This window comes from Planctomycetaceae bacterium, assembly GCA_041398825.1.
Taxonomy (GTDB): Bacteria; Planctomycetota; Planctomycetia; order Planctomycetales; family Planctomycetaceae; genus F1-80-MAGs062.
This window is the reverse complement of record JAWKTX010000002.1, coordinates 342,444-367,953: the sequence shown is the minus strand read 5'-3', so window position 1 is coordinate 367,953 and position 25,510 is coordinate 342,444. Positions and strand designations below refer to the sequence as shown.

Below are 25,510 nucleotides of genomic sequence, written 5' to 3'. Positions count from 1 at the left end.
GGTAAACGGGGCGAAAAGAAGTTCTTCGTGGCCGTGGTGGACGATTATCTATCGCCAAACGGAGAGCCGCCATTGACGTCAACGGGCCCGATTGCAAGCTCCAGGCCATCCTGTGAACTGATCTCCGGCATCGCCTCGAAACTGTTCGACGCTTCTCGGACATATTAATTTTGAAAGATTACAAACAGTTAATTCCTCCACTTCACATCAAATTAACAGTCGGATGCTTCTTCATTCACACACTCTTCTCGATTGGGCCTTAAAATTTCCGCCCCGAGTCGGGCGAAAATATGACGATCAGGGACAAGCCACTGAGGCTTTCTGTCCTGGTCATTTTCGCCTGCCAGGGTACTTGCGATGGACAATGTGTCCAGCGCGGATTTGCAGAGAAATTGAGGACTTTATCTCTGTTCAATCGTCGACGAGGATTCACACTAATCGAGCTACTTGTCGTAATTGCCATCATTGCCATTCTGATAGCGCTGCTGCTGCCAGCCGTGCAGCAAGCTCGTGAAGCAGCGCGTCGGACACAATGCAAGAACAACCTGAAGCAGATTGGTCTGGCGCTGCACAACTACCATGATGTGCATCGATGTCTTCCGTCGGGAAGCATCGTGCTCCTGAACGCAGCCGGAACGACCTACAATGGCCACGGATGGACATGGCATGCGAGCATCCTGCCGTTTATCGACCAGGCAAATATGTATGAACAAATCCAGGGGCCCAACGATGGCGGGCTGGGTTCCGAACTTGGCGGCACGACAAGTGCCAAGCAGATGCTCGCAGGTGCAACTGTGATGTCGATCTTTTGGTGTCCATCTCAACCAGATTCCACTCAGGGCCCACAGAAAGGTGGATATTCGCCATCAAATTATAACGCAAACATGGGGACGCTGATTGGCTATAACGGAGACGACTGTTACGGCGGTTCGGTCACAACTGCCGCTGGAATGCGTTCGCCTGGTGGATGTATGAACGCAAATGGCGTTTTCTACATCAGCAGCAGCGTGCGTTTTCGCGATGTACTGGACGGGCTGTCAAGCACGATCTTCATCAGCGAAGTCATCGATTCGGGCGGTGACGCCAATATGCTTGGCGGAGCCGGAAGTGATCGTAAGCACTGCTTTTCCGGAGGCGCGGACAGCAATCCCCCAACAGAGATGTCGGAATATCTGATTGCAGCCGAAGGCAACGACCCAATCAACCAGTACACCGAAGAAGCGGCTGGCAGTCATCACGTTGGCGGGGCACAGTTCCTAATGGGTGACGGCAGCGTTCGATTCCTTTCTGAAAACATCAGCATGACAATCTATCAGGGCATCAGCACCAGGGCTGGCGGTGAAGTCGTGGGCGATTTCTAGATCGACGCCACTGTCCCGTTCAAAATTCAATCACCGGCCCACAAAAGCGAATTCTGCGTTTGTGGGTCTCTTTGCAAAATCCCGAATAAACATGATGACAGAACATATCTCCCGCCACCGATCTCCAAATTTGCCGTGGGTCGTCTTGCCGACCCTGTTCACCATCGCCCTACTTTGCATCCCGGCCGGATGTCAGTCAGCAAGCGACCAACCGGAACTGGGGCTGGTGTCAGGCACCATCACTGCTGGTGGTCAACCTTTGCCGGGTGTTGCCGTAACATTTGTACCGGAAGATGGTCGACCAGCAATGGGTAAAACCGATGAATCCGGTCGATACCAATTGACCTATATTCGGGACACTCTCGGCTGCAAAATCGGACCGAATCGGGTTGAGATCGGAGCAAGCGAAGGGTCTGAGGAAGCCGAAGACGATTCCGAACTGGAAGGTGATGAACTTGTACAGTCACCGACAAGGTCCAAAACGTTCGTGATCCCCGCCCGCTACAACATCCAGTCCGAACTCACCGTGACAGTTCAGCCCGGTGAGAACACTTTCGATTTTGATCTCAAACCATAGTGTCAGCCACAACTGGCATGTTGATTCTGGTTCAGTGGATGAAGCCGCGGCCGGCGCGAACATGGGTGTCGCAAACATGGGTGTCGCAAACATGGGTAAGCTAAGTGGCCCCGGTTGTAAGCAACCGGGGCCACGCTGCATTTTCATGAATCCATCTGGATGGATGGCGTTGCCCGCATCCTCTCGCCATACCCGCAGGGCACGGTCCTGTCTGCGTTTTGCCACTGCCTTGTTTACTGCAGCAGGTTATGAACAGTTCCCGCAGCAGTCCTGCGGAACCGCCCCTTGAATCTGCAGGTCGAAAAGGCTGAAACGCCCATAACTTCTGAGACCATTTTGTTTTTCTCGCGACCTCGGGTATCGTGCAGATCACCCTGTGCGGGTTTCAGGTTTCAGGGGAACATGGGCGGAGTTTCAATGATGTTCAGGTTTTTCCTGGGGGCTGTTGTCTTGCTGTTGGCTTCACCTGGACGCGCTGCCGACGACCGGGTGGAATGGGTATTCCAGACACAATTCGGTGAACGGCAATTCGTTAACGCAGGCGATGGACAGTGGATTCTGTTTTTTCCGAATGGAAGCAGAACGGCATGCGTGGAGGTTGAGCGAACTGACGAGTTCGTTGCAGTTCGCAATCTGGAAACGAATAACGTTCACAGACTGTTTGCTGATCGCGGTACGGTCCAGAAGAATAGTAGGGGAAACTTCAGCAAGTTCGCTGACGGTCAATGGATTGCTCCGACCGCACCAGACTCGTCGGAGTACAAGGTCCGACTCGTCTACTTCGTGCCAAAGGATCGCGAGCCGATCCCCGGATACGAACAGCGAATTCAGGCGACCATGGAACTGGCCCTGGAATTGTTCACGAATGCGCTCAGGGCAGCGGGGGCAGCGACAGACGGGCCAGCGTTTGAACGAGACGCCAACGGAAGGCTGACAGTCCGTCTGATTCGGGGAGAAAAAAATGCCCGGGACTACAGTGAGCTGCCCCGGAAGGACTCCCCCAACCATGCGAAATTCGTTGCCGAAGCTGTCGAAGCCCGGATGGGAGATACTCGCCGATATGCAGTGGTAATCTTTTCGGAAACCTGGGAGACCGGGCCATCCCAAAAAGTTTTCCCCGGAGTCACCAACGTCGCCGTTGCAAAGCCTCCTCTTGGTGGTCGTGTTGTGGTAACCGCGTGGATGCTGCAGGATGAGTTCTGCGCAGGAAGTCCCGATGCACTGCGGCAACAGTTTTTCGATCGAACTCCCGTTGTCGGCCGAAGCACCTATGGCGTGGCAACACCCAATGCCGCAAAAGGTGAGTTTATGGAAGAAGCCTATGGTGCCATCGTTCACGAACTGGGACACCTGTTCGGGTGCTGGCATCATCGAAGCAGGGAAACCAACATCATGGGCGGGGGGTTTCGGGACATTCGCTGGAACGTTGGACTTCAGCGAAATCCGCGCAAACAGGCAGAGTTCTCTCGGGAAAACACCTGGTTACTGATGACGTCTCGGTTTTTGAATCCGCAGGTGGATCGCACAGACAATATGCAGCCAGAGATGGAATCAACACTCTCTGTCAATCGAGATAAGATTCTCGTATCGATGGACATCAGGGACGACAAGGGACTGGCATTTGCCTGTGTGGTGGATGAATCTGCCGAAGACGGCCTGATCATGCTCGACGCTCAACAGCTCACAAAGGCCGAAGAGAAAGTCCACTTCCGAATCTCAAAGCGAGAGCTGAAAAGTGAAGCGTCCACGCTGATGCTGGTGGCTGTTGACACCGGCGGCAACTTCCGAAAAATATCCAAATCACTTCCAGGGGCCGAATAAGAAACCGGCCGCCCCAAAGGTTAACCCTTTGGTTCCGTTGCGTTGCAGCCTTTTGAAAATGGGACCGGCTCAAGCGGAAGACCTTCAAGCACGACGGTTTCCAGTCGCCCTGCGTGCCTGTCCCGGTTTTTCAACGGACAGGTTAGGCCTCATCTTCCTGATCAGGATGGCTTGATTTGCTGCCAGTCGAGTTCATGGGGCATGACGTTCTTTTTGATGGACACTGCTGCAGCCAGCCCGGCGGCTTCTCCCATCGGCACGGAATTTCCAGTGACGCGGTAACTGGAATGGGCAATGAAATCGCCGCTGATACATCGGCCGGCCATCAGCAATCCATCGACATCGGCCGCCACGAGCGCCGGGTACGGAATATCGTAGGGTTTGAGACCACCTTTCTTGAAATCCCTGTCAATCTCCATATTGCCATGACCGCTCAGCGCGTGCACGTCGATAGGAAACTTCGCTCGGCACACGGCCTGCGGATGCTGCAGTCCGTCAGCCAGGTCTTTCGCTGTGATTTCATAGCGTCCCTTGATGCGACGCCCTTCACGAACTCCAATCTGTTCGGCCGTCGCGACTACAGCAAGGTTCGTCCATGGTTCTCCCAGCTTCCGCAGCCCCTGAACAATCTCGTGGATCTCTCGTCTGGCGCGAATGGTCGCTTCCGTAATGGCATTCGCGTCAAAAGCGGACACACCATATTCGTGATTGGTCATCAGTGAGTAGATGCCGCTATGAAGATGCCTCAGCGTGGGAGCCCGATAAGACGGCGTCACACCGTTGTCTTCCATCAGCTTCAACAGACGCGACTTCGCGGCACCTCCGGATTCGCGAATGAACGGTCGGATGGTATCCGGATCGACACCTGTCAGCAGTGCCAGCATCGACATCGGCTGACACTCACAATCGATTCCGATACCAACATCGAAACGACAGCCCGCATGTGCAGCCAGATCGCCATCTCCACTGCAGTCCACAAATCGGTCAGCTCGCCACGCTTCCCGTCCGGATTTGGATTCCGTCAACACAGCAACGACTCGATTCCGGTCATCAGTGACTGTTCCGACCAGACGAGTATGCAGTCGAATTTTCACTCCGGCGGCGACACACAGTTCCTCCAGCACCAGCTTGGCAATTTCCGGATCATAAACGGTTCCGTGCGTCTGAATGGCCACAGAACTGCCTCGATCAGCAAACGCCTGAAGCAATTCTGCCATGATTCCCGATTTGTTTTCCGCATCCAGAATCTTCGTTAACAGTCCGGCCGTCCAGACGCCCCCCAGACACCCGGCCACTTCAATCAGCTGCACCGAAGCACCTGATCGAGCCGCCGCCAGTGCCGCTGCAATTCCCGCCGGGCCGCCCCCGCACACCAGCACATCCGACCGACCGGCCACCGGGATGGCCCGTTGCTGTTCAAGCAGCTGAGTTCCATCAGCAGACAACTGTCCTCTTGTCTGCAGAACATCCCCGCTGACAGGATTCTTCACGCGAGTTGCCTGAGCTTCATCGGCCGCTCTGGTATCCGGCGAAGCCAGTGATGCGGAAACGATCAGCCCACCTGCCGTGGTTCGCAGAAACTGACGCCGTGAAGAATTGTAATTGTTCATGATAAAGATGCCGGATCGCTCTTCGGAAAAAATGCTGCCCGCAGCAACGCGTTCAACTGCCACCAACGCCGAACAGTCCGTTAAAAAATTCGGACAGGCACGCTGAACGGCTGAAACCGTCGTGTTTTGAAGTCTCCTGTCGAGCCAGTCCCATTTTCTAACAGGCTGCTAACCGCTCTTCACGCAGATCAATGACGAGCCAACCGCAGCGACGGAACAAGCCAGACGCCACAGGAAAAGGCTGTTCTGATACCGCTGAGTCTACACAGATCACTTTCCGAATCAACACGGCTGTCACAGGCGTGTGGGAAACTGGATTTGCGATAGATGTGCCCGCGCGGGAAGTCGCCGCAATCTTCTCCCAGCTGCCACGAACGCCGCGAATCGACAAGCCCCGTATAGGTTGGTTCCGTGCGAGCTGCATCGTGACGAGCTCGGATCAGCTTTTGTGTATCCTGCAGCAAGGGAGGCTCACTGCGTCGATTTTTCCAACAAGCATTCTGTCGTCTGTGACTTCCACTATCGCCGACGACTCAGAGTCCGAGGCAACCGCGCCTTGCGGAAAATATGCCGCGGATTCTCTGGCGACGATTTCTTCTGGCTTGATTCAAATTCTTCAGGCATTCCGCTCCAGCGAACGGGGAAACCAGGTCACGTCACTTGCCGAAAGCTCAGCAGATCTCACAACGTTCGCAAATCGCTGCATTGACTTCCCCACTCCGATGCAGAACTCCTTGACGCACGTACTCCAGGGCATTACCGTGACCGCCAGGATGTCGGTATCAATATCGCGATATCCTCGAAGTGCGCGTGATATTCCCAGATGACCGTAAAACGGTTTTTCGTACCGCCAATTTCAGGTTATCACGCGATTCACTGCGCTGATAAAGAGTCAGGCGGTTTAAAAGATGATCGACATCAAACACATGAGCCAATCCGTTTGGCGTGGCATTGCCACGCAAGTGCAGACGGCACATGCTTGACTCAACATTGAACTTCTCATTCACAAAATCCGATTGCATCAACTGGTTTGCACGTTGATTTCGCATGCATGAAGTCGACATCACTGGAGCCCGACAGCCCGAAACGACGGTGCCATGTTTGCGGCCACTCCGCGCCGCTCCTGATATCGAATTTCGGTGACGCAACTTGCCCACAATGCGGCAGCTTATTGTGGCCGTACCCACCGCCAGATCGCACAGCGTTCGCGGCGCGGCACGCGTTGCAGTCGCTCGGAGCCACGTTTGCGATGGACCTCGACGCTGACGCATGGAAGATTGACCTCTACCGCACAGAAGCAACAGACGAGACCGTTCGACTCCTGTCAGATATCGGGCCGATCACCGAACTCGATCTGTCAAACACACGCGTTTCCGACTCCGGCATGGTCGCTTTGTCCGCTCTCCAGTCGCTTGAAGTACTGGAACTCGGCAACACGCTCGTCACCGACTGTTCGGTGCCAGCAATCGGCCGCCTCCAAAGGATCGAAGTACTCGGACTCAATGGCACAAGCATCAGCGAGACGTCATTGCACCATTTGAACTCGCTGCATTGCCTTTGGTGCCTGGACCTTGATGGGACGTCGATCAATGGGCATTCGTTCTCGAATCTGCATTGGCTGGATCGCGTTGAATGGCTGTTTCTCGCGCAGACGCAGCTCGACGATACAGGTATCTCTCAGCTTTATTCCGCAACTCATCTTAAACAACTCTGGATTCAGGATACTCTTGTTTCACCAGCGGGCACCACTCGCTTGAAGGCGGCCCTGCCGTCCTGCGTTGTGAACCTTCATCCCGATGATTGAGGCGACTTAACAACCGCATAAACCGAAGCAGCGAATCTCACCAGATCTGAATACGGCATCACCCGTCGCTGCCCTGTTTATTCGAAACGTTCTGCGATAAGAGTTGAGGTCTCACATTGGTCCGACGGATTGCTACTGCCAGCCTCATCCTCGCAACAGTTTTCGGCGTGATTTTCCGGATGACCCATGGGACGTCTTCGCAAATTGTATGATGACAACCGACCGGCGGTCCTTATTGCCACCATTCCGCTCACATGGGCGGTCGTCTTCTTCGTGTGGGATGCGGCAACGTATGTGGCAAGCAACCTGCGTGTGTCAGAGTTTATTGGGGAGCACACCGTCTGGCTGGCGGAAATTCAAGCACGCCCCGGCGTGCATTCCGTGTCCATGATGCGCGACAACGAAATGCCAGACCGTGTACTGATTCAGTTTGACGTCGAGGACAAGGCAACATTCCTTGCGGTTGAGTCAGAGATCCATAAGCTCAAACGTCTGAGCCCGGGTTTTCGCTGGGATGCGAACGTTCGTTCAGGAGAAGATATCGGCTTCAACGCCGGAGCGGCCGTGATTGCCGGGGGAGAAGCTCTCGTCAGGATCACAGAACGACTGATTCAGTTGCTTGTGTCCGGACTGTTATCAATACTTGTGTTCTGGCTCGCTCTTCGCCATTCTCGCAGGTATCCGTACATTACAGGTGACTTATAGTTCATTGTGTCACAGCTGAATCGAGCTACATCCGGCATGGTCATCCTCCGAACAGTTGAGTGAACTTGAGTGTGGTTGAGGCGCTTTCTGAAATCGGGATTCTTCATATCGATTCAGCCATGCTTCAACACGTCTATGCCAGCAGGTCGGGTAAGCCCTGACCAAAAACCTGGTCCAGCAATTCCAGCCCTCCTGACGGACTCCTGCCTGCAGAATTCTCTTCAGACAACATGACGCGCAAATCAGCTGACTGTGCGACGACACTTCGATTCTTTGCTGACTGCATGGTGTGATTCGTGTCTAAAGTGCTCTCACACACTTTGTTTCGATCAGCAGGACCAGCTTCAGACGAGTCTGATTTCATGGCCTTCGATCCCCTGGCCAACGGCGTTTGTGCAGGATTCGCCCCTGACGCAGATCCACGTTGCCGACCGGAGCGTGGCTGATTCGCGGGGTGCGGATGGTTGACCGGGTGAGCAGAGCGAATCGTCAGATTCGCACGTTCAAAGTCTTCACCACTCTGAATCGAGATGACCCTACTCTCTGTAAGGACAGTGCCATCGTCGTCAACGATAACGATTTGGTATTCGCCGGTCCTCAGACCATCTTCCACTGCGAAGCGATACTGACCATTCCTGTTCGTCACGGTCGATGCTGTGAGCTCGCCACTTTCTGCATTGATAAGCTGAACAATTGCTGATGCGACTGGTCGTTCATTCAGCACTTTTCTGCCGCCGGCGTTACCTGCGTGCGCAACGGTTCCAGAAATAGAAGCGCGGAAGAAGAACGTGTTGTTCTGCAGATTGGTCAGTTGCGTATTGCGTTCAATGATCTCGGACAGCGATGTTCGATTGATCTGGTTCAGCAGACGCCCTGAAAACTGGTTCTGGTACCAGTGTCGGTCTCCCGCTCTCAGCCGTTCAAACTGATCGACAATGATTGTCTGAAACGTTTCGCCAAGGCTACTGCCGCTGATATGGTCTTCCGCGAGTCCGCCAACCCAGAGGTCAACGTTGTCGACATCACCGTAAAGGTTTTCGAGCTTCTGCTGAAGGCCGATGTCAGAAGTAATTTCGGAGAATGACTGAACACGTGGCAAGCCAACGGCCTCGCGTACAGAATTGTAATCAGCCAAACCGTGGTCACGGCCTCGCTGAATATTCAATGCGGCCAGGTCCAGACCGCCGGCACCTGGAGGGCCAAACAGAAAGTTGCGCACGCTGTCAACGATTTCAGTATCCACTTCACCGGACGGATCCGATGCCAGATACTTCAATACCGGATCGATCCCGGTCTCGCGTATCAGATCAGGGTTAAAGAACGCGTGGCTCAACGAAACCGCTTCCCGGGATTCCATTCCGTCGTTATCCAGGAATTCAATATCATCGCCCAGCTGACTGTGACCGAAACGAAACGCAGCGGTTGCAAATTCGTTGCTGATTCCTGGATTGACCAGAGGATCGTATCCGTCGTACCGGGTCATTGCCCCGGGACCAAGAAGGGAGGGCAGCCATTCGTTGTACGTAATCGCCTGAATCTCTCCAATGACGATGGATCTGGCCTGTTGGTAAATCTCTTCATCTGAAAGTGACGGCGCCTTCTGCGCGATCTGACCTGCCTGGTAGTTATGTTCCCGAACAAACAATGTCTGAAGGGCGATTAATTCGATGTTTTCATTTGCCCGGGCGTCGCCGGCAGCAAATAACTGCTCCGAACTGACAAATGGATTCGCGTTGTCCATCGGCAGGGGGCCCTCCGGGAATACTTCCACGCTATTGGTCGGTAACAAATTGTCACCGCTCGTTTTCAGCAGACCGTTTTCGTATGTTCTCAAAGAACCCGCCGTCTGCGGGTCTGATCCATAAATCATCGAACCATCAATGAACGCAGAAATCGAATTGAACTGCTGTCGCGGATTCACGACGTCGTCACCGGTCAAAGGGTTAAAGGCGGATCGCAGCATTGTAATCGATTGAGTTCCTGTGAATTGCGGGTCAAACCAGGGATCCCCTTCAGGGATTTCAATTGTCGTGGTTTCACCGTCTCCGGTTTTCGTCAGGGTAATATCATGGTCCAGAAACTGGCCCCATGCGTAGATCATCGCAGACAGCAATCGCTGACTGATGATGTCATTCCCCCCGGAGTCTGAGATGTCGTTGCTGATCGCACGCGCACTGGGGCGATTTGCCCCGGCGACTTCTGCAATGCCGTCCAGGTATTGAGCATCAGCAATCCGAAGGAGATCTTCTCCAGCACTTCCCCATTCCGGATTCGTGAGATTGTTGCCCGATCCATCTACGGAGGCAGCAGATAACAATAGTCGTTCTTCAACATTTTCGCATTGACGAATCACTGCTTGCCAGGGGCTTGAGGAACGTTGACGGCGCGCAGAGCGAAACCAGGAAATAGCCATTGGGAACTCCTCGATCAGAAAGGAATCAGACGGGAATGGTCAGGCAGTCAAAGCCAGAAGGGATGTCGCATGATCCTGGAGCATTGCATCCGCCACTGCGTGTGAGCGTGGCGAAGTCAAATGCCTGCTGTTTTGCCATGCCCGCGACGACACCATCGCTTAAGCAACGGAAATAAATCACCGCATTACAAGCGAAAAAGACTTCGCAGGCAGGCCTGAGTCGAGAAACGAATTTGCATCGCAAGTTCCTGCACCGGAAGCCTTGTTTTTGCAGAATCTTTTAAAATCAGGTCCTTACCTGAAGAGAACATTAAGCCAATCTGAAGACTGGATGAAGACCGCACATTGCCCGGCCGCAAATGCTTCTCGCCGGGCAACAGGCATGTGAAGTCAATGTGATCCGGTCAGGTCAGTTTGTCAAAGCGGGGACGGGATGATTCGCAGCGGAATCGTTCGCGCTGATGAAATCCGGTGATACCTGTGCGGGGCAGCATCTTCGCTTTTGAATGAGGCCGGACTTTCGAGTCAGTTGTTCTGTTGCGAACCGCTTCTGCCCGGGTGGGTATCGTCGTCGTGGCTGTGATCGTGGCTGTGATCGTGGCTGTGATCGTGGCTGTGATCGTGGCTGTGATCGTGGCTGTGATCGTGGCTGCTCGCTACGCTCGCAGCAAACGCAAATTCAGCAAGTCGGTAGACATCACGTAACGAAACATTGTGGTGACGAGCGGCGGAGGCGCACGATTCGAATTCCGGGACAAAACGCTTCTCTCCGCCCCCATGCCACGCGAGCTTTCCGGCGATCTGTCCCCAGATTGTCGGCACCGTCGTCAGCTCCCGAGATTGGACCGCACGTTCAACCTGAGTGCGGCGTATTCCCAGCGTTCCGGTTTCTTTGAACAGAATCTGTGACAATTGGTCTGCTCGTTCTGGTTTGCACAACACACTGACCAGGACGCCCGGGCGGTTCTTCTTCATCTGCACCGAAGTAGTGAACACATCCAGCGCACCTGAGACTTCCAGACGCTCGCGAGTGTATCCAATGACTTCTGCTGAAACATCATCCAGATTTGATTCCAGAAGCGTAACCACGTCCCGATTGGGATCAGACACCAGAGTGCCGACAAAGATTCTCAGAACATTCGCGCGGTTTGGAAACGTCATTGAACCCGCGCCCGATCCGACCTGTTCAATGGTCATCGCTGGCAGCGGACCGAAAGTATCTGCCAACACTCGCACAATCGCTGCACCGGTCGGCGTCGTCAGTTCGGCATTGATCGGGATGTCGGCCAGCGGAATACCTTTCAGAATCTCCACCGTGCCTGGCGTTGGAATCGGACACACTCCGTGATCAATTCGAACAAAGCCACGCCCGGTTGGTACCGGGTTGCAGACGATGCGATCAACCCCGAGCAAATCAAATCCAACAGCAACGCCAACGATATCGACGATTGAATCAATCGCACCCACTTCGTGGAAATGAACCGCCTCAACCGTGCTTCCATGGACATGGGCTTCCGCCTGGGCAACTGACAGAAACATTTGCAACGCGAGGTGCTTCTGACGATCGCTCAGCCCGCCTGCCCTGATGATTAAGTCGCGAATGATAGAATAGTTGCGATGGGAGTGCTGTTCCGGGTGTTCGACGAACACCTGTTTCGCGCGGAAACCGTTCTTGATGACAGTTTCGATTCGCAACCGGACGTCTGGCAGCCCCAGAGAATCGATTGCCGACGCGATTGCTCCTGCATCAACTCCTGCGTCGATTAACGCTGCCAGCGTCATGTCACCACTGATGCCTGTCGCGCATTCAATCCATGCCGTCCGCATGAGGTTCACCCTTTTATGCTGAAAGACCAGTTTCTGCTGGAAGATCAAACTCGGTCAAAGAAGATCAATGCTCGCGCTGCAACACGCGATTACCAGCCCGGCGTTTTTGTATTCAGGGCTTCAGCAGGACCGAAGACTCATTGCGCACGGCTCAGCACGAGGTGGCCTGCACAGCCGTTACTCACACAGGATGGAACATCAGAACTCTTCGACAGCTCAGAATCACGGTCCCAGCAGCACAACGGTCAATCGTCCTTCTTTGCAGCACCCATCGCTCGAATACGATCCAGTGGTGAGCCACCGGCGGCCGGCGCAGAAGGCTTTGCTGCGGCAGGGGGAGCTGGAGCTGGTGACTGCTCTTGTGTGGCGGCCGGCTCTGCTGCTGAAGCACCGGCCGCACCAGCGGCTCGAATCTTATCCAGTGGAGAGCCGCCTGTTGCCTTTGGAGCAGCGGCAGCCCCTGCACCACCAGCGGCTCGAATCTTGTCCAGCGGACTACCGCCACCAGAGGGTTTCGCAGCCCCACCGGCTGCGCGGATCTTATCCAGCGGAGAACCGCCACCAGCAGCGGGTGCTGCTTTTGGAGCTGACGGGGCTTTTTCGGGCTTTTCCACCTTTGCAGGGGCGGCCTTTGGTCGAGGCCCGTCCACGACTGTCAGAAAACCTGGGTCGATGTCGTACCAGCCGATATCGACCGGACCATCGAACTGCACCAGAGCTCGGCAGTTCATATTGACGGTCTTCACCTGACCGGTGAACTTTGCAAATCGCTTCAATTCAGGAACACCGTCTGCCACGACAACCCACTTGTCGGTCAGTTCTTTCTTCAGTCGTTCCGCACGTTCGATTGACATCGTCTTTGCTCGTTCCTGTTTGAAGTCGCATACCCTTGCACAGCGTTCAGCATTTGCCTGATCGCAACTTTTTCCACTGCCCGGCACAGGCAACTTCCAGAGCTACGAACAATCCAGCGGCTGAGACTCATCTCTTGCCGGATCCACCCTCGATGAATCCACGCTGCAGCTGTCTGCTGTGCATTCTGAATCAACTACGCCGGGGTTTCAAGTCGTGGCCGGAAGCCACTTGAACGGCCTCCGACATTCGAGAGATCGACATTCTGCCTGTGACGGTGGAATTCGGTTGCCCTGAGTGACGGAAGGTGCTGCAATCGGCACAGAGACGCCATGACTATGGATCCAGGGTACTCGTCGGTCTGAATGGGCGAATGGCGTCGATGCGATGGTTTTTCACTGATAAAGCGTCAAACGCGACATCGCTATGCTTGAAGGCGCACCGGCGGTTGTGGGCGGCGACGCAGAGGCCTGGGATCGGTCCGTTGTATCCGGGGGCGTGAAGCGATCCAGTCTGGGCCGAAAAACCACCAGCAGCAACAACGGCAGATACCAGAGAACATATGTTCCAATATCTTCCGGGTACCACATCTGTGCGGCGACAACCAGGGCTGTGGAGTTTGCGAGCAGGTTTTCCAGATTTCTGGCTCTGGGCAGGACAGTCATTGCAGTCAACATCACGAAGAAAACCGCCGCCAGAGGTATTCTGACAAACAACTGCCCGAAGGGAGCTTCGGGTGCTGCTCCTGTTTCGTCGAGCAAACGGTACACGGTCCAGTTCATCGTCGTGAACACTTTGCTGATGAATGAATCTGTGTTGCTGGACGTAAGCATCAAACAGATGGCAAGAATGGTCCCAACGAAAATGACCGACAGTGCGAAACGCAGCCCGCCCCGCTTTCCATAAAACGCGGCCCAAACCGGCAGCAGGAAAACGGAAAAGAAAAGCGTCCCGCAGGCAAGTCCCAGCAGTACACCAGACACCACTGGTTTTCGATAGCTTGCAATCGCCCATGTCAGACAAGCGCCGGGCAGGACGTGACTCAGCTGATGGACATTGAACGCAGTGCATGGAAGGAGCAGATAGAGGCAGGACATGGATAATCCCAGCTGCAGGCTTCCAAAATGCCGACGGCCTATATGCAGCAGACCCAGAACAACGATGGTGTGCGCAATGACAACAAGCGTCTGCGCCAGGGTCTTTTCAAATTCCGAAGGCGCGTAACCTCGCGCATCTTCAGGCTGCCACTGTCCCGATAATTGTGCCACGCCCGCCGCTCCAGCTGCAATCAGCGTTTCGGTGGGGGCTGGTGGCAATGATTCCTCTGCTTTGCTGCCGGATGGAGCTTCACGACGTTCAAGTAATGCTTTGCCATGCTGCACGGCGGCCATTGCACTGTTGGGCGGCTCCACAACGAATACGCTGACCATCAGCAGTGCAAACGCGGGGACACACAGGAATGCCAGTCCCGCCTGGTTGAGATTCTGTTCAAGCCGGGGGCGACGTGTCATTGATTCGTCAAATACTAACCGCAACATCAGGAGTACGGACAAGACCAGCAGGACGGCCGAAGACCAGTGATAGACGGGATGAAACTGCGGACTGCGACGCTCGTGCTGCGGTTCCGTCTGATTCAGACCGGCCGGAACTGCAATTTCCCTTTCCGGTGTGACACTGCCGTCTCGCTTTGCGGCGGCATCGTTTGCGTGGTCGGATTCGATCTTCCCGGATTCAGCATTCTCTTCGCGTGCTGACGGTAGACTGACCGATTCTGCACCGGAAGGGTGAAGAGTGCCGTCGGCGGATGTGAGCAGCACGTTCGAATCTGCCGAGTCTGGCTGTTGCGCTTCGATTGATGCCGGGCTGATGGCAGTCTGCTGGTATGGATTCGCAGGCACAGATTTCGTCTGTGATTTCCACTCACTGGCAACTACCAGAGATGCAGAAAGTGCAAGTACCATCACCAGATCCAGATTTCTCACGGTGAACAAACGCGAAAAGCGAAAGAACACAGCAATCACCAGGACGGCCAAATACACAAGCCACGTGGGATTAGCCACGTCGACGAATAAGAATTGCTTTTCCATTGTCTGACACGAATGATCGCGAACCCTGAATCCCAGCGTCGCAGTGACCCCTCACCGCGAACAATTCTTCAGTTCACGAATTCTCGAAGAACCCGGCATCCAGCCGGGTATGACCCATTTCCCCGACTCCATTGGATGCATCCGGGCAACAAATGGCAATCGATCAATTGGCAGGAAATTGCAGATTCCGACACTTGCGTGATTCCGACACCCGCACACTTGACATGACTCCACCGTGCAGCGTTCGACCTTTCGGTCTGGGTAAACCGAACCGAAACTAACGAAATCAAGGTTTGTCTACGACTCGTTCCGCAGCACCTACCACAGCAGGGCCGATCCGGCGGGATTTTTTTCGGACTGTCCCCGGCTTCCCGGGACCTGCGGAAATCGCTGCAATCCGTCCGAGAATTCAGTTTTCACGGCGGACTTTGGTATCAGGTCTTACCAATCTACCATGCACCGTCCGTTTCTGTTCAGGGGATCCCGGCGAGGAAGAAATCTGTGTTTAAGGAACAAGCCCTTACGACTCTTCGCCAACACAAGAGAATTGCAATTCTAACGGACGGTTATTCGACGCCCAGGCTCGCCAAAACAGCAATGAGCCTGCTTCGCTATCGGACTGGTGACGTCGTAGCGGTCATTGACCGGGAGGAAGCCGGAAAGTCGGCCCAACAGTTGCTTGGCTCAGGCGGCGGCATACCCGTTGTGGGCTCCCTGGAGGAAATCCCGGATGTCGATTCGATCTATCTGGGCATCGCTCCCCCCGGAGGTCGTCTGCCCGAACAGTGGCGAGAGCTGCTGATGGGAGCCCTGAATCGCGGGCTGGATCTGGTTTCAGGGCTGCACGATTTTCTCTGCGACGACATTGAATATGTCACGGCCGCCGAGAAGCACGGCTGCCTGTTGATCGATGTCCGACGCAACGGTTTTCGATCGACGGCAAAGTGTCACAACTTCCGCGAAGGGTGTGTTCGAGTCCACACAATTGGACACGACTGCAGTGTCGGGAAAATGGTCACGGCGATCGAAGTCCAGCAGGGTTTGGCCGAAGCGGGACAGGATGCTCGTTTCCTGGCAACCGGGCAGACGGGAATGATGATCTCCGGCGATGGTCTCCCCATCGACTGTGTTGTGTCCGACTTTGTAAATGGCGCTGCAGAAGAACTTTGTCGAAGCAACGAACACCATGACTTCTTACTGATTGAAGGGCAGGGAACCATTTCTCACCCTTCCTTTTCCGCCGTCACGGTCGGCCTGTTGCACGGCAGCGCTCCAGATGGCCTGATATTCTGCTTTGAAGCGGGGCGTGAACAGGTCAAGGGGCTGGATGGCGTCCTTATCCCGCCTCTGGAACAGCAACTCAGTGCATTTGAGGCGATGGCACGGCTTCGACATCCCTGCAGGACCATCGGAATAGCCGTGAATACGCGCTACCTGACCAGCGTGGATGCTCTGGCGGCCATTGATGCTGCCGAACAACGATTTGGACTCCCCGCCTGTGATGTCTATCGAACCGGAGCTCAAAAACTGGTACAGGCCTGTATTCATCTGCGAAAAGAATTGTTGAACGAAATGGAATGACGAGCTCAAGTCAGAGAGGCAAACCTGTGACACCAGATGACACGTCGCTTTCGATCCGGATGTTGACCCACTCGGTGCAAATGCCACTGGCACAGCCGTTCACAATCTCTCGTGGATCCATCACCAAACAATCCAGCCTGATTGTTGAACTGAAACTAACAGAGAATGCCAATGCTGCAGAAACAGCAAACGGCGGCCACGCTTCGCCGGTCCATGTCATCAGCGGATTTGGGGAAGTCACCGCAAACAGGTACTACGGGCATTCGCTGGAATCCATCCGGCTGTCGCTGGACAAAGTCAGACCACACCTCGACCAGTATCTGACGGGAACACCCGAGTCGACCTGGTCGATCATGAAGCAGATTCTGGCAGACGATTATTTTGCACTCAGTGCTCTGGATGCTGCGGCTCACGATCTTTTCGCAAAACGACTGAAGACTTCCACCTGGAATCGGTGGGGTCTTTCGATCGATCATGTCCCGGAATCCAGCTTTACGATCGGGATCGATTCGATCGATATGATGATCAGCAAACTGAACTCGATGGATGGCTGGAACTGCTACAAGATTAAGCTTGGAACCGCTGACGATATAGAAGTCATCAGACAGCTCCGTCGGCAGACTTCTTCGACATTTCGTGTCGATGCCAATTGTGGCTGGACCGCCGTACAAACAATTGAAAATTCAGGACATCTGGCCGACCTGGGAGTCGAATTTATTGAGCAGCCGATGTCGCCATCAGCGTCGGAGGCAGAAAAAAAACTGGTCTTCGAGCAGTCCGCATTACCGATTATTGCCGACGAAGATTGCCAGACGGAGCATGATGTCGCCCGGTGCCGCGAATACTTCCATGGGATCAACGTTAAACTCTGCAAGTGCGGAGGAATGACGCCCGCATTGCGCATGCTGCAGTATGCCAGAACACTTGGCATGAAGACGATGCTGGGATGTATGGTGGAAAGTTCGATTGGTATCAGCAGCGCTGCTCAGTTACTGCCACTGCTCGACTACGCGGATCTGGATGGGGCATTGCTGCTGGCCGATCAACCCGCCACGGGCGTGCAGATTAGCCACGGCCGCGTCGTCTTTCCCAATACAGCGGGCAATGGTGGCCAGCTACTTCGTGACAAGCTTGATCAATTCGCCATTTCATAAAACAGAGAAAACAGATGTCTTTTCGTCGATGTGTCGTGCTGTTCCTGATGTTCGCCGTGACCGGTTGGAATTTGTCAGGTCGCGCACTGCAAACGCAGGCCACTGCGTCTGAAAAGAAAACGCCAGCAACGGTCGAAGATACCTTTCCTGTCCGATCTGTGCAGGAGATCGAGGGCTGGAAGGTGCACGTCCACCCGATTCTGCTTTCCAGGTACAGCGGCGAAACCAGCAAGGCGATGCAGCTATTGAAACTACAGCTTGTTGAGATCCGAAAAAACGTCCCGAAGAAGGCTGTGGAATCGCTGACATCGGTTCCGCTCTATTTTTCGCCCACCTACGAAGACGGGAAGGCAGGGGCCGCGTTCCATCCCAATCGGCAGTGGCTGATCGATAACGGTCGCGATCCCCAAATGGCGAAAGCTGTGGAATTTACGAACATCCTGATTTTTGAACAGGAGCTTGTCAGGATGCCCAACTTTGCCCTTCATGAACTTGCTCATGCATACCACAACTTGTTCCTTCCAAAGGGCTTCAATAATCCGGAGGTTATGAAAGCCTACGACCGGGCGAAGAACAGCGGGAGCTATGACAGCGTTGAACGATTCCACGGCGTTGGGGGGCGGCGAACTTTCGAAAGAGCCTACGGAATGAACAATCCAATGGAATACTTCGCAGAAGCCACCGAAGCGTACTTCAGCAGGAACGACTTTTTCCCGTTTGACAAGCAGCAGTTGAAGGTCCATGACCCCGCCATGTTTGAACTGCTTGGCCAGCTCTGGCAGATGCGTCAGTAGAACCAATTCCCGGAAAAAAGTGCCGCGTAGATACCCGTCGTAATACCTACCGGACGAGTCTGGCTTGATCGCCGTCATTTCCGCGACCCACTTCCGGTGGCGGATTTGCCGCGACTGAAGTTTGTCCGGGCAATGCGGGAGTGTCATCTGCATTTGAACATGAACGAGCATTGTGAACCTGCCCACGGGGCTTTGGGCGATTGATCTGAGAGTCTTCGAACAGTCCCCAGGGTAGGCTTGCACGGGAATGTTCCGGTCCGGACGAGGAATTTCGGGCTGATTGTGAGTGATGCAAATGGGTGACCAGAATCGCAGTGATGGACAATCTGCTCGGCAGCGCAAGTTGCAACGTTTGATTCAGCAGTACCAATCTCGAAAACGCGACGGACATAAAGTCGATCAGGAAGCGTTGCTTCGCGCGTTCCCCGAATTTGCAGGAGAGCTTCGACGCGTTTTCCGTGACGAGGCCTCGTCGAATGAAGAGGTGGCATCGACCAGAATCGATCCTCGGGCAACCGGTTCGTCGGGGCGAGAAACGATCACACCCGGTGTACGGCAACGTGACACCGCTTCGGAATTCACAGTTCGAAAATTTGGCCGATACGATCTCCTGAGGCCTCTGGGCCAGGGAGCAATGGGGCAGGTCTATCTGGCTCTGGACACGACTCTGGATCGTCGCGTGGCGCTCAAGATGCCAAAACCCGCGGTTGCGAAGGAGGCTGATTTTCTGACGCGATTCACGCGCGAAGCCAAATCAGCAGCTGGGCTGAATCACAACAATATTTGTCGAGTCTACGATGCCGGTGAAATCGGAGGCACGGCCTACATCACCATGGATTTTATCGAAGGAGTTCCGCTCGACGAACTCATTCAGGCATCCACTGTTTTGTCACTGGATACGACGTTAGAGATGGTTCGCGTGATTGCCGATGCCGTTCAGCACGCTCACGAATCCGGAGTGATCCATCGCGATCTGAAACCGGGAAATATCATCATTGACGAGCGACAGCGACCCATTGTGACTGACTTTGGGCTCGCCCGGCGAATCACTCCTTCGGCTTCAACAAAAGTGACGCAGGAGGGACTGCTGATTGGTACGCCAGCTTATATGTCACCCGAACAGGTGCGTGGGCAGCAGGATAAAGTCGGAGTCGCCAGCGATATCTACAGCCTTGGCGTCATCCTGTTCGAAATGCTGACAGGGCGATTGCCCTTCGAGGGCACTCTTCCCGAACTTCTCGTCAGGATTCTGCGAGATCGTCCACCATCGGTGCAGCAGCTGCGCGGTGAAGTCACCGAAGAGATCGAAGACATCGTTTACAAGATGCTGCAGAAAGAACCTGAACGACGCTTCAAGTCGATGCGTGACGTAGCCAATGCGATAGGCAAACTGCTGGAAAAGCCTGTGGCAGGTCATTCGAAGTTGTCGCCACCGATCAAACAAGGAACTTCCCGCTTTGACGTCCTGAAGTCGCACATTGAAATGATGCTCCAGAAAGGTCAGTACGCGACAGCGATTCAGGACTTGAAACAGTTGGCGGCAGCGACATCGCCTGCAGCAAAAGACGCCGCGGCCTGGGCTCGCACGCGATTACCTGAAGTGCAGGCAGAGGCTCGGGCCATGAGTCCGGCGGGGTTGGCGGCACTACATCAAACCGCACAACAGATGTTTGCCAGCCATGACTACCCAGGTTGTATTCAGTTGCTGGACGATGTGCCGTCACTTCTGCGTACTGAAGACATGGACAAGCTCCTGAATGTCGCGCGGAAGCGAGAGCTCGAAGCAGAACAAATACTGGAAGAAATCCGGGATAAAGAACATCGAAACCAGACAGAAGGGCTGGAGCAGCTTGTTCGCCGTCTCCTGAAACTCAAGCCCGGCAATACCTACGCGCGACGATTACTCAAGGCGCTGAATTCCTACAGCAGGACGCCGGCATTTCGCCGCCAGTATCGTTTTGAAAATGGTCGACTTCAACCGGTGCCGGAACCCAGCCTGCTGCGTCAATGGGGACTGGCTGCGGTGCTGACGGCCGTGTTGACATTTCTCGTTGTCTATGGATACACCATCTTCTACCTGAAGAGCGGCGAGCATGTGGTTGCGGTCGAAGTGGACGACGAATGGCTCGAGTCTCAGGGCGGTGAACTCACGCTGACGGTGGATGGATCGGAACACACAATTCGTGTCGCCGGTGCCAGTGATCCGAGGAATCTTGAAATTGTTGTCTCCCTTGGTGAACACGAATTCTCGGTCAAACACGGTGACACTCTTGTGCATGATCCTAAGCGTTTTGAAATCGTCAGAGACGGTCAGTCGATCCTGCGGATTACGAGTTCCGAAATGCAACTGGTGTCCACGAGAAGACGCAATGGTAACTCGACAAGTCCAACGTCTGAATTCGCGGCGTCTCCCGAAAAATCGAACACGGACGCTTCCGCTGAACAGGGTATAGAATCCTCGCCGTGGATTGATCTGTTTGACGGTCAGCAAGCGACAGGATGGCTGGCGCTGGGGCCGTTCGAGATTCGGGATGGGATTCTGGTCGCGACGGCAGAACGCGGCATGGCAGTTTCTGAAGCTGAGTTTGCTGATTTTGAACTGGAAGCGGAATGGCGACTCTCCGGAGATCAGGCGAACGGCGGGATCTATTACCGCGAGGAAAAAGAAACTCTGGTGGACGGAAATGAATATCAGTTGATTGCCCCGAACCATCCGGTAATTCGATCCCCAACGCACCGTACCGGTTCTTTCTACGGGGTTGCAGCACCGAAAGAGGATGCCGAACGACCATTGGGGGAATGGAATACAGCCCGCATTATTTGCCGCGGCAGCAGTGTCCAGCATTGGCTCAATGATCGACTCGTCGTTGAATACACTTCCAGCTCCGATGAATGGAAACAGCAGATAAGTGATCCCGCAATCGCCGAACGGAATCCAGGTGCCGGAACGCAGTTGAAGGGCCACATTCTACTGCAGCATCAGTCAGGTGAAGTGGCCTTTCGAAGAATCCGCCTGCGAACGTTCGGTCCCGGTCCGGAAATGACCAGCAATACATCCAGCCCATCCACATCCAGGACCGTCCTTTCATTCGCCCATTTTTCAGTTCTTTACTCCGGTACCGCAGCGGACGTCATCGAATGGTCAGAATCACTACCGCCGGGTTTGGGGCCAAAACATATCTCGCTGCGAGCAAACGGAACCAACAATCAATTTGATGCCGTCGCGATCAGGGCCCCGGAGTACCGTCGACACTCTTCAAGGATTGCCGTGTTCGAAGAGAAAGAGAACCCACAGGAGGTGCTGTTTCGGACACATCGCCCGACATTCATGATTCATTTTCAGGAGGATGGGCGTGTCAGAAAATTGTGTGCAGGCATCGCGGATGGCAAGCTATGGAGTTCTCATGGTCCGGGCGATGCCCAGATAAAACGCAGCATTGTCGATGGAATGAAGGGGTGGAATGACATTCCGCAGTGTGTGGACTCACGGCACTGGCAGCAGAGAGGAAGGTATCTGCTGATTCGTGCCCCGGACAAGAGATACACAGCCGTTGACTGGATCGCTCCGGTTTCGATGAAGGAAATGTCAAATGAACTCGCAAAGGCTCGCGACAACGGCATGCAACCACTGCAACTGCTGGCTTTGAATCATCATGGCGCCGTCAGTCGCCTTTATGCCGTTACCGTCAATGCGCAGCCAAAAAGTGTCTGGAGCGCATCGATCGGACTTCCCATCGACGAACTTCCTGGCGTGACCCGCATCGTCGCGAAGCAGGGCGGAGTCCCGGTTTCGGTTGCATCGGTTCAGAGTGGCTCGCAGACGCTATACAACGTCGTCTGGAAACATATTGGCGTGGGGAAACTGAACACGGCGATCGAGGCGGTTTCAGCGGCGAACAAATCCGTTCCGTCCGACGTTGACATCGTGGGAACACCGGATTCTCCAATTGTAAGCCAGGATGGAACTCCAAATCCGGCGGTCGCACCATTCTCTGCCGATGCTGCAAGAGAGTATCAGCAGGAATGGGCCAGCTATCTCAAAGTTCCGGTCGAGTTCACGAATTCCATTGGTATGAGATTTCGACTGATCCCACCGGGAACATTCATGATCGGCAGTGATGGCAGTCAGATCGATGCGCTCCGTAATGCACCTTTCGAGCTTCGAAATGATAATCGCACTGGTCTGCTGGAATCCGAAATGCCAAGGCAGAAAGTGACGATTTCGCGGCCGTTCTACCTTGGTGAAACTGAAGTAACCCAGTCACAGTATTCGCAGGTCATGGGGACATCACCATTCTGGTATTACAAAGATGGCCAGGGAGCGGAATTCGTCGCCAACGAAGATCGAAGCAATGCTCCCGCCGAAATGATCACCTGGATGAATACCGGCGAGTTCTGCGGTCGACTGACAATCCATGAAAATCTGCCGTCAGCCTACAACGTCACCAGCGAACGAATTGCCATGACCGGAGCGGGGGCCTACCGACTTCCGACAGAGGCGGAATGGGAATACGCATGTCGCGCTGGCACCGAATCGATGTATTCGACAGGTGACACTCCGGAATCACTCGATGGCTTTGCCTGGACGGCTGCAAACAGTAATTCAAGGCCCCCAAGATTCGTTGCCAGCGCCACTGCAAATCCGTTTGGGTTGTTCGATATGCACGGCAACGTTGCGGAATGGTGCCATGACGTTTGGCTGCCTGGCACCTACAGCGAGATGACAGATGTGCGGTCAACCGATCCGCGGATTGATTTGCCCATGGACGGCCTTCGAGTAGTCCGTGGTGGAAGTTTCTACATGCAACCCGTAGAAGCACGTTCGGCCAGCCGATATGCCCTCTGGCAGGGATCCGTCTGGATTGACACAGGATTTCGGGTGGCACTCTCGGTGGAAGCCGTTCGTCAGTCCCTGCTGAATGGCAGCGACAGATAACAGGCAATCATTGATGATGGACTGGACAAAATGTCAGGTGTCTGCTCGCGTTTACCTGCCGCGGTCGCCATACTTGAGCGTAGTTTTCGGGCAAAACCGTGTTTTTGCAAACCATTGTCCGATGAATCGAGTGACCGCAGTAGGTTCGCCACTTGTGGTTTTCGTTGTCGACGATAAGAATTGAGTACCAGACTCGACGACCACTCTTACCCGCCCGCGTCACAAAGCGACTCATACCGGTTATCCCACCCCCTGCCGGAGCCATCACGATGCTAACAATCCACGGCCAGAAGATGCGCTATTGCGATGGTGTGTCCCGTCGCAGTTTCCTCAAGATTGGCGGCCTTTCCATGGGGGCTGTCGGCGGCATGAACCTGTCGACGCTGATGAAAGTGCAGGCCGCATCCGGTGTTCGTGGTTCGGATAAGGCGATCATTAATATTTTCCTGGGGGGTGGACCTCCTCATCAGGATATGTGGGAAATCAAGACTGACGCCCCGCGGGAAATCCGGGGAGAATTCAGTCCGATCGAGACAAACGTTCCCGGAATTCAGATTGGCGAATGCTTTCCCAAACTGGCTGCCATTATGGATCGGCTGGTGGTGGTTCGATCCGTTGTCGGTTGTTCCGGCGCGCACGACGCATTTCAGTGCTTAACGGGATGGGATCGCCGCAGCATCGAATCCATTGGTGGCCGCCCTGCCGTCGGATCGGTTCTTGGTAAAGTCTTCGGCCCGAAGGATCCCGGCATACCGCCCAGTGTTGCACTCGCCGATACCACGCGGCATGTCCCCTGGTCAGAACCCGGCGGACCTGGATTTCTGGGGTCAGCCTATCAGCCTTTTCGCCCCAACGGCGGTGGCATGGATGACCTGACCCTCAATGGTGTCACACTGGATCGACTGGCAGATCGTCGAGCGTTACTTTCAAGCCTCGATGGTATCAAACGCAACGTCGATGCATCCGGCATGATGGATGGCATGGATTCCTTCACCGAAGCAGCCTTCGGAGTGCTCACCGGAAGCAAACTGGCCGATGCATTGGACGTTTCAAAAGAACCGGCTGAAGTCCGTGCTCGCTACGGGGACGGCAAGCCCTACCAATATCAGTACGATGGAGCACCAACCTGCAACGAACATATTCTGCTTGCACGGCGACTGGTGGAAGCTGGAGTCCGCAGTGTCACGCTTTCGTTCGGCCGATGGGACAGCCACGGTAAGAACTTTGATCTTGTTCGTGATCATGGCGGAAAACTGGATCAGGCGGTGAGCGCTTTGGTTTTGGATCTGGAAGAACGTGGCATGCTGGATGATGTCACGATCCTCGTTTGGGGCGAATTCGGCAGAACGCCCCGCATTAACGACGGAGCTGGCCGCGACCACTGGCCTCAGGTCAGCTGCGCCCTTATGGCAGGCGGCGGCATGCGGACAGGTCAGGCAATCGGCGCAACCAATCGACTTGGCGAATACGCAGCGCTTCGTCCGGTCAACGTCCAGGAGATCATTGCAACCGCGTACCACAATCTGGGTATCGATGTGATGAATACGACTCTGGCAGATCCTACAGGCCGGCCTCAGTTCCTGGTGGATATTCGAGAACCGATGCGCGAGCTCGTTTAAAACGCTGGCACTTGCCAGACGTCAGTGCCGTTCATTTTTCGAATGAGACAGAATGGATGAGGTTTCGCGAAACCCTGTTCCTGAATGCGATGCCCGTGCGTCCAGGTGAATCTTTTTTGTTGAGATTCTGACGTAGTCGGGACGCGGGACGGTGTTCCCGGCTCACCCCGTTCCGAACTCTCCAGCAACGAAGTCGGGCGTCACTGAACGTTCAGCTAGCTGGTGCAGTGGTGACGGAAGTTTCAGAGCTCTCCGAATCTGGTAGTGCCTGGGTGTTTTCAGGAAAGCACGACAAATAGAGAATCGCTGATCTTGAAGATTCAGGAAACCGTACCACACTCAGGTCTATCGCTCTTGATTAACCACATG

15 protein-coding genes are annotated in these 25,510 nt (G+C 54.5%); 10 read left to right on the top strand and 5 right to left on the bottom strand.

Features of this window, described 5'->3' with window-relative positions; all coding sequences use genetic code 11:
• Positions 1-392 precede the first annotated feature (392 nt).
• The 3 genes from R3C20_05300 (at position 393) to R3C20_05290 (ending at position 3,759) form a co-directional block, all read left to right on the top strand.
• Positions 393-1,361: a DUF1559 domain-containing protein gene (locus R3C20_05300; protein ID MEZ6039900.1), complete on the top strand. Its 969-nt coding sequence runs from the start codon at positions 393-395 to the stop codon at positions 1,359-1,361.
• A 94-nt stretch (positions 1,362-1,455) separates the two neighbouring features.
• Positions 1,456-1,938 (top strand): carboxypeptidase-like regulatory domain-containing protein, encoded by a 483-nt coding sequence (locus tag R3C20_05295; GenBank protein ID MEZ6039899.1) that lies wholly within the window; start codon positions 1,456-1,458, stop codon positions 1,936-1,938.
• Positions 1,939-2,355: 417 nt separating this feature from the next.
• Positions 2,356-3,759: a hypothetical protein gene (locus R3C20_05290; GenBank protein MEZ6039898.1), complete on the top strand. Its 1,404-nt coding sequence runs from the start codon at positions 2,356-2,358 to the stop codon at positions 3,757-3,759.
• A gap of 161 nt (positions 3,760-3,920) precedes the next feature.
• On the opposite strand, the gene R3C20_05285 is transcribed toward R3C20_05290, so the two are convergent.
• Entirely contained in the window at positions 3,921-5,432 is a 1,512-nt protein-coding gene (locus tag R3C20_05285; protein MEZ6039897.1) for an FAD-dependent oxidoreductase, read from the bottom strand.
• A 1,186-nt stretch (positions 5,433-6,618) separates the two neighbouring features.
• Between R3C20_05285 and R3C20_05280 the strand changes: the two genes are divergently transcribed.
• Positions 6,619-7,173: a hypothetical protein gene (locus tag R3C20_05280; protein ID MEZ6039896.1), complete on the top strand. Its 555-nt coding sequence runs from the start codon at positions 6,619-6,621 to the stop codon at positions 7,171-7,173.
• Between the two features lie 186 nt (positions 7,174-7,359).
• Entirely contained in the window at positions 7,360-7,878 is a 519-nt protein-coding gene (locus R3C20_05275) for a hypothetical protein (protein ID MEZ6039895.1), read from the top strand.
• A 133-nt stretch (positions 7,879-8,011) separates the two neighbouring features.
• On the opposite strand, the gene R3C20_05270 is transcribed toward R3C20_05275, so the two are convergent.
• The 4 genes from R3C20_05270 to R3C20_05255 all read right to left on the bottom strand — a co-directional run bounded on the left by R3C20_05270 (position 8,012) and on the right by R3C20_05255 (position 15,057).
• Complete coding sequence (locus R3C20_05270) at positions 8,012-10,291, bottom strand: peroxidase family protein (protein MEZ6039894.1); 2,280 nt, start codon at positions 10,289-10,291, stop codon at positions 8,012-8,014.
• A 525-nt stretch (positions 10,292-10,816) separates the two neighbouring features.
• A complete protein-coding gene (larC, locus tag R3C20_05265; protein MEZ6039893.1) occupies positions 10,817-12,118 on the bottom strand; it encodes a nickel pincer cofactor biosynthesis protein LarC in 1,302 nt (433 codons plus the stop codon).
• A gap of 245 nt (positions 12,119-12,363) precedes the next feature.
• Positions 12,364-12,972, bottom strand: a complete 609-nt coding sequence (locus R3C20_05260) for a hypothetical protein (protein MEZ6039892.1) — start codon at positions 12,970-12,972, stop codon at positions 12,364-12,366.
• 393 nt (positions 12,973-13,365) lie between these two features.
• The gene (locus R3C20_05255; GenBank protein ID MEZ6039891.1) at positions 13,366-15,057 is read right to left on the bottom strand and encodes a hypothetical protein; all 1,692 of its coding nucleotides are present in this window, start codon (positions 15,055-15,057) and stop codon (positions 13,366-13,368) included.
• Between the two features lie 501 nt (positions 15,058-15,558).
• On the opposite strand from R3C20_05255, the gene R3C20_05250 reads away from it, so the two are divergent.
• The 5 genes from R3C20_05250 (at position 15,559) to R3C20_05230 (ending at position 25,141) form a co-directional block, all read left to right on the top strand.
• Positions 15,559-16,638 carry a DUF1611 domain-containing protein gene (locus R3C20_05250; GenBank protein MEZ6039890.1) on the top strand — a complete coding sequence of 360 codons (1,080 nt, stop codon included), beginning with the start codon at positions 15,559-15,561 and terminating at the stop codon, positions 16,636-16,638.
• Positions 16,639-16,664: 26 nt separating this feature from the next.
• A complete protein-coding gene (locus tag R3C20_05245) occupies positions 16,665-17,792 on the top strand; it encodes a dipeptide epimerase (GenBank protein MEZ6039889.1) in 1,128 nt (375 codons plus the stop codon).
• Between the two features lie 14 nt (positions 17,793-17,806).
• The gene (locus R3C20_05240; GenBank protein ID MEZ6039888.1) at positions 17,807-18,586 is read left to right on the top strand and encodes a hypothetical protein; all 780 of its coding nucleotides are present in this window, start codon (positions 17,807-17,809) and stop codon (positions 18,584-18,586) included.
• A gap of 295 nt (positions 18,587-18,881) precedes the next feature.
• Complete coding sequence (locus tag R3C20_05235; protein ID MEZ6039887.1) at positions 18,882-23,522, top strand: SUMF1/EgtB/PvdO family nonheme iron enzyme; 4,641 nt, start codon at positions 18,882-18,884, stop codon at positions 23,520-23,522.
• Positions 23,523-23,791: 269 nt separating this feature from the next.
• Positions 23,792-25,141 (top strand): DUF1501 domain-containing protein, encoded by a 1,350-nt coding sequence (locus R3C20_05230; protein MEZ6039886.1) that lies wholly within the window; start codon positions 23,792-23,794, stop codon positions 25,139-25,141.
• Positions 25,142-25,510: the final 369 nt, after the last annotated feature.